Annotated in this window: 10 protein-coding genes; all 10 read left to right on the forward strand. The window is 52.8% G+C overall.

Going from position 1 to position 14,291, the window contains the following annotated elements:
- The first annotated feature begins 32 nt into the window (after window positions 1-32).
- Complete coding sequence (locus tag M4D81_RS08200) at window positions 33-1,154, forward strand: glycoside hydrolase family 183 protein (RefSeq protein ID WP_260065527.1); 1,122 nt, start codon at window positions 33-35, stop codon at window positions 1,152-1,154.
- Between the two features lie 73 nt (window positions 1,155-1,227).
- Window positions 1,228-2,628 carry an ABC transporter substrate-binding protein gene (locus M4D81_RS08205; protein WP_260065528.1) on the forward strand — a complete coding sequence of 467 codons (1,401 nt, stop codon included), beginning with the start codon at window positions 1,228-1,230 and terminating at the stop codon, window positions 2,626-2,628.
- A 91-nt stretch (window positions 2,629-2,719) separates the two neighbouring features.
- Window positions 2,720-3,607 carry a carbohydrate ABC transporter permease gene (locus tag M4D81_RS08210; protein ID WP_260065530.1) on the forward strand — a complete coding sequence of 296 codons (888 nt, stop codon included), beginning with the start codon at window positions 2,720-2,722 and terminating at the stop codon, window positions 3,605-3,607.
- Between the two features lie 21 nt (window positions 3,608-3,628).
- Window positions 3,629-4,453, forward strand: a complete 825-nt coding sequence (locus tag M4D81_RS08215; RefSeq protein ID WP_260065532.1) for a carbohydrate ABC transporter permease — start codon at window positions 3,629-3,631, stop codon at window positions 4,451-4,453.
- 30 nt (window positions 4,454-4,483) lie between these two features.
- Window positions 4,484-6,709: a DUF6259 domain-containing protein gene (locus tag M4D81_RS08220; RefSeq protein WP_260065533.1), complete on the forward strand. Its 2,226-nt coding sequence runs from the start codon at window positions 4,484-4,486 to the stop codon at window positions 6,707-6,709.
- A 68-nt stretch (window positions 6,710-6,777) separates the two neighbouring features.
- A complete protein-coding gene (locus M4D81_RS08225) occupies window positions 6,778-8,727 on the forward strand; it encodes a glycoside hydrolase family 183 protein (protein WP_260065535.1) in 1,950 nt (649 codons plus the stop codon).
- A gap of 38 nt (window positions 8,728-8,765) precedes the next feature.
- Complete coding sequence (locus M4D81_RS08230; RefSeq protein WP_260065536.1) at window positions 8,766-10,784, forward strand: glycoside hydrolase family 88 protein; 2,019 nt, start codon at window positions 8,766-8,768, stop codon at window positions 10,782-10,784.
- Window positions 10,785-10,799: 15 nt separating this feature from the next.
- The gene (locus M4D81_RS08235) at window positions 10,800-11,882 is read left to right on the forward strand and encodes a glycoside hydrolase family 172 protein (protein ID WP_071220440.1); all 1,083 of its coding nucleotides are present in this window, start codon (window positions 10,800-10,802) and stop codon (window positions 11,880-11,882) included.
- A 101-nt stretch (window positions 11,883-11,983) separates the two neighbouring features.
- Entirely contained in the window at window positions 11,984-12,997 is a 1,014-nt protein-coding gene (locus tag M4D81_RS08240) for a LacI family DNA-binding transcriptional regulator (protein WP_260065539.1), read from the forward strand.
- A gap of 332 nt (window positions 12,998-13,329) precedes the next feature.
- Complete coding sequence (locus M4D81_RS08245) at window positions 13,330-14,286, forward strand: acetamidase/formamidase family protein (RefSeq protein WP_260065540.1); 957 nt, start codon at window positions 13,330-13,332, stop codon at window positions 14,284-14,286.
- Window positions 14,287-14,291: the final 5 nt, after the last annotated feature.

A 14,291-nucleotide genomic window follows, 5' to 3' on the forward strand; every position in this document is an offset into this window, starting at 1 on the left:
ATCAAGGGTGGGATATCGAATCGAAAGGGGAGATGAGCTTGAGGGTGAAAACGGCTTTGCTTGCCGGCCTATTCTTGCTGCTTTGTGGCTGCGCGAACGGCAGCAAGGCGAATCCCCAGCTTGATGGAGCAGATAAGGAGTTTTTATTAAAAGGCATAACCGGCCTGGAACAAATTACGCAATTGACCGGCGAGCCATCGCCTAATCACACGGATCGTTACGTGGTGTACGGGACCGACCTCGGTTCCATGATGAACGACGGGGAACGAACTTACTTCGTGTTCGGGGATACGTTCGGCGAGAGGGAGCCGGGACAGACTGGCGGAGGAGGCAGCTACTGGCGCTCTAACACGATGGCCTATACAACGGATGCGGAGGCGGCTGACGGCATCACATTTGAAGGCATGGTGACGGATGAATTCGGAACGGCCAAGGAACTGCTGCCCTCCGCCAAAATCGACTACGAAGAAATGACAAAAATCCCGACCCACGGCATTGCGGCAGGAGATGCATTGTATTTGTACTACATGTCGGTCAAACATTGGGGAGATCCGGGGAAGTGGGAAGCCAATTACAGCAGCGTCGCCAAATCGGTTGATAACGGAGAAACCTGGGAGCTGCAGGACCAGCTCCGTTGGCCGGGGGATGGCAATTTCATTCAGGTAAGCCCCTATAAGGTGGAGAATGACGCAGGCGGCTCGAACATTTATTTCTGGTGCATTCCAGCCGGGCGCTTTGGCGGCGTTCAGCTTATGAAGGTGGGGGAGGAGCACATCGAGAAGCAGTCCAAGTACGAGTATTTTAGCGGCGTGGATGCTGACGGCAATCCCCAGTGGAGCACCGATATGAAGGATGCAATAGATGTGGTGGATGACACGGCAGGCGAGCTTTCGGTTGTATGGAATGCTTATCTGGAACGCTGGCTGATGACATATCTGAAGGAAGGTAGGGGTGTTGTCATACGTGAAGGCATAACGCCATGGGGACCATGGGGCAAGCCTCTGGATTTGGTCCGAGCCGAGGATTATCCGGGACTGTACGGTCCCTATATGAATGACCGGTATACCGAAAATGACGGGCAAACGATCTACTTTACCTTGTCTTTATGGGATCCATACAACGTCTTCTGGTTTAAAGCCTCGCTGGAAAAATGAAAACGGATTCAATTCATGTTCGGTTTAAATGCGAATCGCATTTAGATAGTTTGATCCATTATAAGGAGGGTTCATGATGCAGAAAACAACCATCAGCTTCAAATCCTGGCGTGTTCTGTTCTCCGCAATTCTGGTTCTCGTATTGTTCATTACAGGCTGCGGCGGACGATCCGGCGGTCCCGGAGGGGGAGCCTTAAGCAATCCGCCGGAAAATGAAAGCGTAAACAACGGAAGCGGCGCCGGCGACAAAATAGTGATCGATTTCTGGGCGCAAAAATTTGAGGATACCACCGATGCCTGGTTCAAAAAATGGGTTGGCGAGTTCAACAAATCCCAAAGCGAAGTCGAAGTGAAACTGACGATTGTTCCGGCTGACGCTTGGGACCAGAAGATGAAGGCAGCGCAAGCCGCGGGGAAAGCGCCGGATGTCCGAACGATCAACTACGGCAATGTGGCCAACGCGGCAAAGACGGGTCAGCTTATGGCGCTGAACGATTTGATGGATTCTGCGGCATTCGATGATTTGTACGACAACATGAAGGATTTTGTAGCCGTCGACGGTCAGTACTATGCTTACCCGAAGCTCGTTGAACCGTCAGCCGTGATGTTCTATCGGAAAGACATGTTCGAGGCAGCCGGGCTTGACCCGAATCAGCCGCCGACCACGTGGACGGAGCTTCTGGAGACGGCTCAGAAGCTGACCAAGAAAGGCGTGTTCGGATTATCGATCGCGCAAACGGCTCCGGATCTGGGCTGGTCGAGCTGGGGGCTGCAGTACAACGCGGCTGGACATCTTGCGGTGACGGAGGACTGGTCCAAAGCGGACGTGAACAATGACGGATACAAGGCGCTCCTGGATTTTTACCAGAAAGCCTACCAGTCCGGCGTTATGCCGAAGCAGGCTCTGGCCGGATATGCGGATATCAAGCCTTTCGGCGAGGGCAAGATTGCCATCCAGATTTGCGGTTCCTGGGCAATTGGACAGCTTCGCAACACTTATAAAGATATGGTTGGTAAAGTGGGGATCGCACCAATGGCATCGATGGACGGCGATTTGACGAAACCGACGGCAACGCTCGGCGGCTGGTCGCTGGCAGTTGACGGGAAATCCAAGCATCCGCAGGAATCGGCCGATTTCATCTCATACCTCCTGGCGGGTGATCCGAGCATCATGATCGACTTTTTCAAGACGTCCCAATTCTCCAAGTTCTCCCCGCGCAAATCGGTGGACGAAGCGATGAAGTCCGATCCGGATGCATCGAAGGATGCATGGCGTTCGCTGGTCTCCGAACAGATCATACCTTACTCCCAAGCGGAGCCAATCTATCCATGGGACATCAGCTTCGCGCTCGCCACCTCCATTGAGTCCGCAATGAAAGGAACGTCAGTGGACAAAGCGCTGGAGAAAGCGGAGAAGGATATTAACGATTTCATTACCAAAAACAAGCTTGCCGGCACAAATCCGAAAAATTAGCGCTCAGGCGGCCATCGGGGATCAACCCTTCAAATACGGATATCCGATTTCGGATGGCTGCCTCATCCTTAGGTCATGGTGGTGACTCTATATGTTTAAGAAAAATTTCCGGCAGGATAACGGAGTGGCTTATTTGCTTCTCGCACCCATCGTCATTCTGCTAACGATCTTTGTCATCATACCTTTCTTCTATGCCCTGCGAGTGAGCTTCTATAATTGGAGCTTCTACCAGGATTCCACCTTTGTGGGCTTACAGAATTTCTATATGGTGCTGACGGATGACCTCTTTCTCCAGTCCATCTGGGTAGGGCTCAAGTTTGCCCTTATGGTCGTTCCGACGATGCTGATTCTCTCGTTTCTGTTCGCCAACATCATTAAGAACCTGGGCTCCGGCTTCGCAAGCGTCGTGAAGACCTCCGTGTACATCCCAACCATCATTTCCGGGATCGTGGCATCGGTCATCTTCGTTTTTATCTTCGATTATGCCGGCGGCTTAGCCAATTATATCATCGGACTGTTCGGATATGAGCCGAAAGCTTGGCTTGCGGATGTGGCTACGGCGCTGCCCAGTATCGCCGCTCCTGCCGTATGGCTGGGCTTCGGTCTCACAACGCTGATCATGCTGGCAGGTCTTCACGATATTCCGAAGAGCTACTATGAGGCTGCGGAACTGGAGGGAGCGGGCACCTTTGTCCGCATGTGGTACATCACGATTCCGCTCATGCGCAATGTGGTTCTGTATCTGCTCGTAACCGGATTTACGGCGCAAATCTCACAGTTCGAGCTGTCCCTCGTCATGACGGGCGGCGGACCGCTCAGCGAGACCACAACGCCGAACCTGTATATCTTGAACCATTTCCGCAACGACGTCATGGTCGGCAATTCCATCGCGGCATCGCTGCTGTTGTTCGTGGTTCTGGGCAGCATCTCGGCCATCATCTTCAGAGTATTGAATTCGGAAAAAGCGATCGACGGTTAGGGAAGACAGGAGGATAACTTGATGAAAACGTTCAACGGAGTTCAGAAAACATTGATGACACTTTTGACCGGTCTGGTGACAATTATGGCTCTGTTCCCGCTGCTGTGGGTCATCATCGCCGGGTTCAAAGACAAGGCGGAGGTGCTTGCCACGCCGTTCCGATTCTTCCCCAAGAAGTGGATGGTTCAGAATTATACGGACATTCTCGGCGATTCGGCCTTCATTCAGTCGGTGCTCGTCACATTCGGGGGCGCGGTATTATTTGCAGCGCTGAGCTTGGCCGTCAACGCTACGGCGGCATACGTCTTCGCCAGGCTCGAATTTCGGTTCAAGACGTTTCTGTGGGTCTACGTCATCATCACCATGTTCATTCCCGGCATGGCGATCCTGCTGACCTCTTTTATCGTGGTGAATGAGATGGGCATGCTCGATACGCTTGCTGTGCTCGTATTGCCCGGGATCGCTTCTGCGGGACATATGTTCTTCATCCGCCAATTCTATCTGAATATCCCTATGGCGCTCGAAGAGGCGGCGCTGATCGACGGAGCGGGCAGGATCAAGATCTTTACCCATATTTTCATTCCCATGTCGTTCCCGGTCTTTGTCATTGTAGGCATCGGCTCCTATTTGGCCTATTGGAATTCCTTCGTATGGCCGACGATGACGGTTACCAACCCGGAGCTGTTTCAGATTATGCAATATTTGTACACCTTCCGTTCCGAGCGTGCAACGGAAATGGGCATGCTGATGGCCGGTTCGGCGCTTTCCTGTTTGCCGACCATTGTCCTGTTCCTCTTCTTCCAGAAGCACATCATTTCAGGAATCAAAATCTCCGGATTGAAATAGCGTTTCAATGCGAAAAAGTGGAGGTGGCGCATGATTATCATTGAGAACAGACGCATTCGGGTTGAGATCAGCGAGCATAACGGAACGATCCAAGCTGTTCGCGATCGCTTAAAGGGGATCGATTATATCGCGGACTCCGGCCGTGGCCATACGGATCCGTTTCGACTTGAGACAGACGCGGGGGTTAGCAGTTCTTTTCAAAAATTTGAATGGAGCTGGGAACGTGCGGCATCCGGGCAAAATCAAGTTCGATTATGCTGGCACACGCAGGAAGGCATGGTCGTAACGTCGTCCGTAACACTCATGGCGGAAGAGAACGGTATTGAATTCAAATGCGGGGTTGATAACCACTCGGAAGACAGGGTGTTAAGCCTGGAATATCCGGTTGTCCCGAACATGGCCACGATTACGGAGGATGGCGAGGAGGATTATATTGCCCATCCCTTCGCGACCGGATTTGAGGTTAACGATCCGATGAAGGTTTTTGAAACGAACGGGATCGGGTTTCGTTTTATGCCTTACCCCGAAAGCTTCTCGGGGGCGACGATGCAGTTCTTTACCTATTACGGCAAGGGCAGGGGCGGGCTGTATTTCGCGGCGCTGGACGGCGAAGGCCATCCGAAATGGCTGAATTTCTACAAGAACGGGAATGGCATGCTGGAAGCCTCCGTGATCCATGGCTGCAGCGATATGGGACCCGGCAAAGGGATACGGCCTCATTACCCGGTACAGGTGTCGCTTCTGTCAGGAAGCGGGTGGTACGAAGCTGCTGACCGATACAAGAGCTGGGCCGTAAGGCAGAAGTGGTGTTCACGCGGCAAGCTTTCGGGCAGGGCAGCGAAGGAGGGCAGCCAATGGCTGCATGAGGACATGGGAGCAGCGACCTTCGGAGTCAATGCGGGATCGGACCGCACGGCCTGGATTCAGAAGTATCATGACAGCATCGGAACGCCGATGTTTCACATTCTGGGCCCCGACTGGACGCATCGGCCGCAGACGTTCGGCAGCGGCGTGCCGGGAGGATATGGCGATTGGTTCCCGACCCGGTTCAACCCGGAGAACATCGCCCTGATTCGAAAGCTGGGCCATCGCTTCGCCCCGTTCGAGTTCGATTACCTGTACCATTTTGACGGAGCCGACGGAGAGCTTGGCAAGGAAGCAGAACAGAAATTTCCCGAGTTGAAAAAAAGCGTGGATGCATACCGCTTCCCGTTCCTCTGTCCGGCCCATCCGTATACCCATGATTTTCATGTGAAACGGGATGCGGCGCTGCAGCGAAGCGACGATATCGATGCGATTTACTATGATATCTCCGCCAACAACATTCTAAAGGTCTGCATGGATGAAAACCATGGTCATCCGGTGGGAGCAGGCAGCATCATCGAGGAGGCCTACCGGAGGAACTATGCGGATACGAAGGCGGCCATGTGCGAAATTGCGGAACGTTACATCCCCATGGGCACCGAGATGATCAATGAGACGATGCTCGATCTGATCGACTATTATCAGGCGCGGGCCGGAGGACAGCCCGCAGCGCCGCTTGAAGGGTGGCCGATCCGGGAGCTGTTAAAGTCAGGCGATGCCCGCCTGATCCCGATGTTCACATACGTGTATCATGAGTACGGCGCGCTGAGATTGGACGGCTGGGGCAAGCTGGCAGAGGAAATCGGGGAGCTTTACTATTTTACGGTGGCACGCACGTATATCTGGGGCGGTTTATACGAATTGAATTACGAATACAGTCCGATGGAGGCGCTGGACGGGATCGAAAATACGGCGGCGGAGCATTACTACCCGTTTGATCCTCGCGGGTATGCCTTTTCGACGAAGCGGGCCGAGTATTTGGCGCTGTATGCACGGCTTCGGACCGGAGCGGCGAAGGCGTACTGGTCGTATGGGACCATGCTTCGGCCCCTCTCCTTCGACAGCCCGCAGACTTCTATGAAATGGTTTCACTATAACCATGGCAAGGAAACGCCGGAATATAACAATGCAGGAGAATTGTTGACCGATTCCGTTATCCATGCGGCATGGCAGAATGAGCAAGGCGATGTTGGCTTGTTCTTTGCGAATGTGACCGAAGCGGAGCAAACGATACGTATAGATCTTCGACCGGAAGACTACGGGAAAACGGCAGTGAGCGGGCGGCTGTTCACGCTTACGGGTGAGCAGGCCGTTGATTGCGATCCGCAGCAAGATGATCGGCGCTTGCTCTCGCTTCCAGCCCGAAGCATCGCGATGCTGGAGTTGATCTAGCCTTGAACTCGAGAACATAGATATTACACGGCTGCTTGAGAGCGATAATGTGAAGGAGGGTATCTATAATGTTTATGAAGAAGATGACGACAGGTGTTCTCGCCTTTTCCATGATATTCGCTTCCACTTGGGCGGGCAGCGCCGAAGCGCTGACGCCAGAAGGCACGAAGATGATCGCCCGGGTTACAGGTGCAACGCCTGCCGGAGAGACCATGCCGAATCCGAATCAAACCCACATAAACTACGATGTCGGCGGGACGGATTTAGGCATCGTGTGGGATAAGGGCGGCGGCGAATATTTCATTGCTTTCGGCGATACCAACGATACGGCAGGCAACTGGAACCGAAGCAATGTGCTGGCCATTTCATCGGATACGAATCTGGAGGATGGTCTTGCATTCTCAACAATGATTCAGAGCAAGCCAGGCCACGCCAAGGAAATTCTTCCCTCCAAAAAAATCAACAATGATGAAATGACGGTCATCCCGACGGCAGGCGTAACCGTTGGCAACAGGCATTATATCCATTACATGTCCGTCAACCACTGGGGCCCAGCCGGCCGATGGTATACGAATTACTCCGGCATCGCTTACTCGGATGACAACGGACAGAACTGGACCAAGAGTCCCTCCGCCCGCTGGTATAACAACACGTCAACCTGGAACAATCCTTTTCAAATGGCAGCGTTCCTTAAGGACAGCGGATTCGTGTATATGTATGCTACGCCGAACGGCCGCTTTGGGGACGTATATCTTGCACGGGTACCGGAGAATGGGCTGCTGAATATCGGGGATTATCGTTATTGGGACGGGAGCGGCTGGTCGGCGGCCCAGTCTGCAGCCCGGCCGGTGGCGATCGGTGTGGCAGGCGAGATGTCCGTAGCTTACAACACCCACTTCAAACGGTATATCATGACCTATCTGAACGAAGATCGGCAGGCGATCGTCATGCGGGATGCGGCAACGCCGATCGGTCCATGGAGCGGAGAGAAAATTTTGGTGCCTGGAGATTTCACGGGCCTTGGTCAGTACAATGCGTATATGCATCCGCTGTCCAATAACGGGCCTGAGCTGTATTTTATCATGTCCACCTGGTACCCGGATTACAATACCCATCTAATGAAAACTACGCTGACCCCTGACATGCTCGGCGATAATATCATCTCGGACCCGGGCTTCGAAACGCAGAGAGAAACGCCGGTCATGGCCCCATGGTATGTTACGGGCGAAGGCGGCTTGGACCGCCAGCTCGGAAATGCCCGAACCGGTGAGAATAATGGATATGTACGCAACGGCAGCGGCTGGAACGCGATCAAGCAGCGGGTGGTTGTGCAGCCGTATACCAACTATACCTTGAAGGGCTGGGTTCGTACGTCCAGCAACAATACGAAAGGCCACTTCGGGGTTAGGGAGCCAGTTGATGGGGCCGTTATTAAGGAAACCTCCTTTGCTCAATTGAGCGATTATACGGAACTGACCGTGACCTTTAATTCCGGGAACCGTTCCGTCGTGGAATTGTATACGGGATTGTGGGCAAACGGAGACACCTGGCTTCAGGTTGACGATATGTCCCTGGTGAAGGATTTGAATCTCGTGGGTCATGCCGGATTTGAATCCCAATCCTCTTCAAGTCTGTCGTCGCCTTGGTATTCGAACGGAACAGCCGGGGTAGACCGTAACCTTGGATTTGCACGCACCGGGGCAAACAACGGATATGCAAGGGCAAGCAGCGGTTGGAATGCGATCAAGCAAGAGATTTTTGTCGAGCCGGATACCGAATACACTTTATCGGCATGGATCCGTACTTCAGACAACAATAACGACGGATATTTTGGCGTAAGGCAGCTTGGCGATGGTCCGGTATTAAGTGAAATTTCATTTCAGAACATCCCTGGATACGCCCTGAAGACAGTTCGCTTCAACTCGGGCCAGTATCATAGTCTGGAGATTTACGCCGGGATGTGGGCCACATCGGATATGTGGATTCAGGTTGACGATTTCAGCGTGGTTAAGAATTGACGAAAGTGGCTGAGAGACCGGAAAGAAGGGAGACATCCATGAAACGATTACCGGATTCTTTTGTGAAGCAGTGGGTTTACGACGATATCGGGCAAACGGCGCCAGAGGTAAGTCTGCATCAGCTGGATAAAGAGACGATCCACTGCGTGCTGACATTCGAGCTGGAGCAGACGATTCAACAGGATGACTGGCAGATGCGTTTGGAGCCGGCATTCCTGCCACATTTTCACTGGGCGCCTCATTTAACGCCGACTTCCCGTCATGTGATGGATCAGCATTGCTTTCGTTCGCCCGCGCTCATTGTTCATGACGATACAAAGACGCTCATGCTCATACCGGATCTGGATCTGATCACGAAGGATGCAGACGCTCGTTGGTACATGGACCTGGATGCCCCTAATAACCAACTTGTCTTGGGAATGAGCCGAACTCGGGTGAGCGAGCATGTGCTGTTTGAGAAAGTGAATGGCGCTTCATATCCTTCCGGAACGATACGGTTCGGTTTCTATTTGAAAATGGCGGATCATGATCAGGCCGGATTGAACCCCTGGCGATCGTTGCTGCAGTTTTTATGGGATCGATGGGGCCATGCCCAATTCGGTCAATCGATCCGTGAGGAGGTCCGCCTAGACAGCTATGTAAGGCATGCTTATGATTGGGCTTTTCGCCATTGGAAAGAAACGGTATGGCAGGAATTCGAATGGGACGGACGGAACGTAGGCGCACCGGTATTTATTGCCGATGTGAGTCAAAGTCCAAATTATCCGGGCGTGGCGAACGAAAGGGAGAGTCGATCGATCTGGAATCAGGCTTGGTTCAGCTCCCTTCGCTCTGCTCAAGGCATCTACCGACACGGTAAGGAACAGAACGATCCGGAGCTGGTTCGCAAGGCAATGCTTATGAAGGAGCTTGCGCTGGCGGCCCCGCAGCGAGGCGGGTTCTTTCCCGCCGTCATCGCGACGGAGATGAAGCGGGTGATGGTAGATGGACAGCAGGTCAATCGGTCCGGGAGCTGGGCGTTAGCCTTCTGGGGAAATTCCAATCGCAGCCCGGTCGATCCTTGGGGGGCGATCGCTGCAGCGCCTTATCATGTGCTGGATATGAGCTGGACGGCGCTGCTCATGCTTCGATGGCATGATGAGCTCGAGCCGGATCCAAGGCTGTTGGCATATGCCGTGCGCTATGCGGATGCGCTCGTGGCCCTCCAGGACGAGAAAGGATATTTTCCAGCCTGGCTGGATCAGGATACGTTAGCACCGCTGGATATCCTTCGGGAGTCCCCGGAAACGTCGCTCTCCGTCACATTTTTGATTAAGCTGCACCAATTGCGCCCGGATTCCAAATACATGGAAGCGGCAGAGCAGGCGCTTAAGGTTGTTATCCAGGAGATCGTGCCGACCGGCAGGTGGGAGGATTTCGAGACGTATTGGTCCTGCTGCGGTTGTGGGCGCGATGAGCTACCAGGCAACAAAGTGGCTAGGAATAACATGTTCAAGCAGTGCAATTTCTCCATGTTTTGGACGGCGGAAGCGTTATACCATATGTATAAAACAAACGGTGACAAACGATATATGATCGTTGGCCAACGTGTGCTGGATGAAATGCTGATGACGCAGGCTTCCTGGCAGCCGCCCTATCTGTACGTCGACGTAGTAGGCGGATTCGGCGTCATGAACTGCGACGGGGAATGGAATGATGCCCGGCAAAGCCTGTTTGCTGAGCTGATTCTGCAATATGGCGTGGAGTTGGACCAAAAAGAATATATTGAGCGCGGGTTAGCCGCTTTGCAGGCCTCGTTCGTCATGATGTATTGTCCCGAAAACGAAAAAACAAAAGGGCAGTGGGAGCGGGCGTATCCTTTCTTTAACGAGAAGGATTACGGCTTCATGATGGAGAATTACGGTCATGATGGTGTTGTGGATGAGGAGGGGCGAGGCATGGGGACATTCACCATCTTCGATTGGGGGAACGGTGCGGCAGCTGAGGCTTACCTGCGGATTAAGGGCCGTCTGGGTCAAACGTTGAAAGAGCGGTACGGATACGATATCACATACTAAAAGGAGCGATAACAGATGATGAACTTTAATGGACTTAATATGCACCTCGGAAATTTATCCCGGCTGTCCAATGCGCAGACGAGATCCATCAGCGCGGAGAATTTTACCGGCGAAAAAGGAAAGGGCGGAATGGCCACCGACGGCACGGGCGCAGCGGCTTCCAGGGACTTGGGCGTGGGCTGGAAGGTCTCTCCTTCCGTAGAGATTTTACCGGGCGAAACGTTTACGATGGGTGACATTCAGGGTCCCGGGGCGATTCAACATATCTGGCTTACGTGCCATCCGACGCTGTGGCGCAATCTGATTATCCGCATGTATTGGGACGACGAGCAGGAACCTTCGGTTGAGGTGCCCGTCGGTGATTTGTTCTGTAACGGATGGGGTGAGCGCAGCGATGTCAATTCAATTCCGGTTGCCGTGAATCCGGCCGGCGGCATGAACAGCTACTGGCAGATGCCCTTCCGCAAGCAAGCCCGATTAACGATGGAGAACCGTGCGCCGGAAAAGGCAGTCCTTTACTATCAAATTGACTATACGCTGACGGACATCCCGGAAGATGAGGCATATTTTCACGCGCAGTGGCGGAGAACGAATCCCGTTCCTTATAAAGAGGTTTATACCATTCTGGATGGGGTGACTGGACACGGGCACTATGTAGGGACTTACCTCGCCTGGCAGGTGAACAATAACGGCTGGTGGGGTGAAGGCGAGATCAAGTTCTATATGGACGGGGATCAGGATTATCCGACCATATGCGGTACGGGAACGGAAGATTATTTTGGCGGGGCCTGGAATTGGGAGCAGCCGATTGGTACCTACCGAACCTACTCGACGCCATATTTGGGGATGCACCAAGTGCTGAAGCCGGACGGATTGTATCGAAGTCAGCAGCGTTTTGGCATGTATCGATGGCATGTCATGGATCCAATCCGCTTTCAAAGCGATCTTCGCGTGACCATTCAGGATCTTGGCTGGAGGTCCGGAGGAAGGTATCTTCCGCAGCAGAGCGATATTGCATCGACGGCGTTCTGGTATCAGGCCGAGCCCCATGCACCATTTCCAGAGCTTCCGGGTAATGATGAGCGGGAGGTTATATAAAGGAGGAGTTATTGCTTACCTGCCGGTAAGGTGATAGTGTGAATCCATGGACCCTTTTGCGGGAGCATATGGCGTTTCCATGGTTGTTAATGGAGGATAGGATGGACAAACATACGATTTATACGATTGCTGAACGGGTAGGCGTATCCCCTTCTACGGTGTCCAGAGCCTTGTCGGGAAGAGGTTACTGCAGTCCAAAGACGAAGAGCAAAATTCTGGCGGCTGCGAAGGAAATGAACTATGCGCCCGATCATGCAGCGAAGATGCTGAAAATGAGACAAACCAACAAAATTATTTTTGCCGTGCCCGATATATGCAACCCTTTTTATTTCGATATGATCAACGGAATCAATCAGGTGCTGGAAGAGCATGATTACCTGATGATTCTGTTTTACACCAAGCATAGGCTCCAGGAGGAGATGAAGGCGATCCAAACCCTGCGGGAAAATGTGGCCGACGGCATGATCATGGTGTCCTTTCATTTCGGTGAAGAGAATATCGGGGCCATCAATGCGCTGCAAGCACCTGTCGTGCTCACGAATAAATATGTCTCGCCGGAAGGGAATGACCGCTTCGATTATGTGTATGTGGACACGTATGACGGGATCAAGCAAAGCACGGAGCATCTGATCCGTCAAGGCCTGCGCAGCATCGCCTATATGGGCGGTAATCTGAGCGAGCAGACCGGCCATGAGCGGTTCTGCGGGTATCGGGATGCCATGCTGCAAGCGGGGCTCCCCTTGCTGCCTCGTTTTATCGCCGAATCCGATTATACTGAAAGCGGCGGTTATGCGATGGCAAAAGCGTGGCTTCAAGGGCCCGACCATCCGGAGGGCATTGTCGCCGCGAACGATTTAATGGCAATCGGGGTCATGAAGGCCTGCGAAGAAGCCGGTCTTCGCATTCCCCATGACGTTGCCGTTGTGGGCATGGATAATCTGGACCTTGCCTCTCGCGTATATCCCAAGCTGACGTCCGTTGCCTTGCAGCAGGAGGAAATCGGCCGCAAGGCAGCCCAAATCCTGATGGATCGCATGTTGGGAATACCGAGGGAAGAGCGGGCCGTGAAATTGATGCCGCAGATCGTCGTACGGGATTCCAGTGTAAGGATTTGAAGAGAGAATCGTGTGTAGTGAGAATGGCTGTGCACATAGTAACAGTTACCATCCCATGAACGCTCATCGTTAGCTGATATAAAATTGAATTGACATGGAGATGAACCGTCCCTCGCAGTGAATCTGCGCAGTGGACGGTTTTTTGTGTTTCGACGACCAACCATGGTACAACCGGAAATGGGTAATGGTTTGTGTTTGGAGTAATTATTATTACGTTTAGGAGTAATTTTATATTGACTCAAAGAGTAATTTGAAATACCTTATAAAGTAACAGAGTGAATATGAGACATGGAATGGCCACTCTGATTACAGCTGTGAAGGGAGAAAGTTGGATGTCACAGGTTCATATGTTACAACCGGATATTCATACGCTTCATGGATTTTTCAGCAGGGAATTGGAGCCCGCCCTATACATACAATCTGGGGATACTGTCGTGTATCAAACCTTAGATGCGGGTTGGGGACTGGAGAAACGTGCTGCCCCAGGCGCGGCGAGAATGAAGTTTACGAAGCGCAAGCCGGAGCGGCAGGAGAAGCAGTTCGGGCATGCGTTATTGGGTCCCGTCCATATTCAAGGGGCTAAACCCGGGCTTACATTGGAGATTCAGATCAACGAGATCGTTCCCGGATCATGGGGATGGACCTCTGCCGGAGGTTATCCGAGCTATTGGAACGAGAAGCTGGGCATGGCCCACGCCAAGGAAGTGACGCTGGACTTTGAATTGGATCTCAAGACCATGACAGGCAGAAGCCAGTTCGGAAATTTCAAGTATAGCGTCGGCCTGAAGCCGATTATGGGGATCATGGGCATGCCGCCGAATGAAAAAGGTCAGCATACGACTTTTGCACCGCGCCCTTGTGGAGGAAATCTTGATTGCAAAGAATTAACGGCCGGCAGCACCTTGTATCTGCCGATCCCGGTGGATGGCGGGCTGTTCTCAACAGGGGATGGACATGCGGCTCAGGGAGACGGCGAAGTTAGCGGTCCCGCCCTGGAATGCCCCATGGAGAAGGCGAGTCTAACCTTTCATGTCCGAGACGACATGCCCATAACGATGCCCAGGGCCAAGACAAGTACCGGCTGGCTTACGATGGGGTTTCACGAGGACCTGGACGAAGCCATGTGGATGGCATTAAGCGGGATGCTTGATCTCATGACCGAGCTTTACTCTATTTCAAGAACGGAGGCATATGCCTATGCCACCTTGACGGTCGATATAAGGGTAACCCAGATCGTGAACACATGTAAGGGCGTGCACGCATTTTTACCTTTTGGGGCATTGAGGTAATACTT

It is taken from the genome of Paenibacillus sp. p3-SID867, assembly GCF_025142895.1.
GTDB lineage: Bacteria > Bacillota > Bacilli > Paenibacillales > Paenibacillaceae > Paenibacillus_AQ.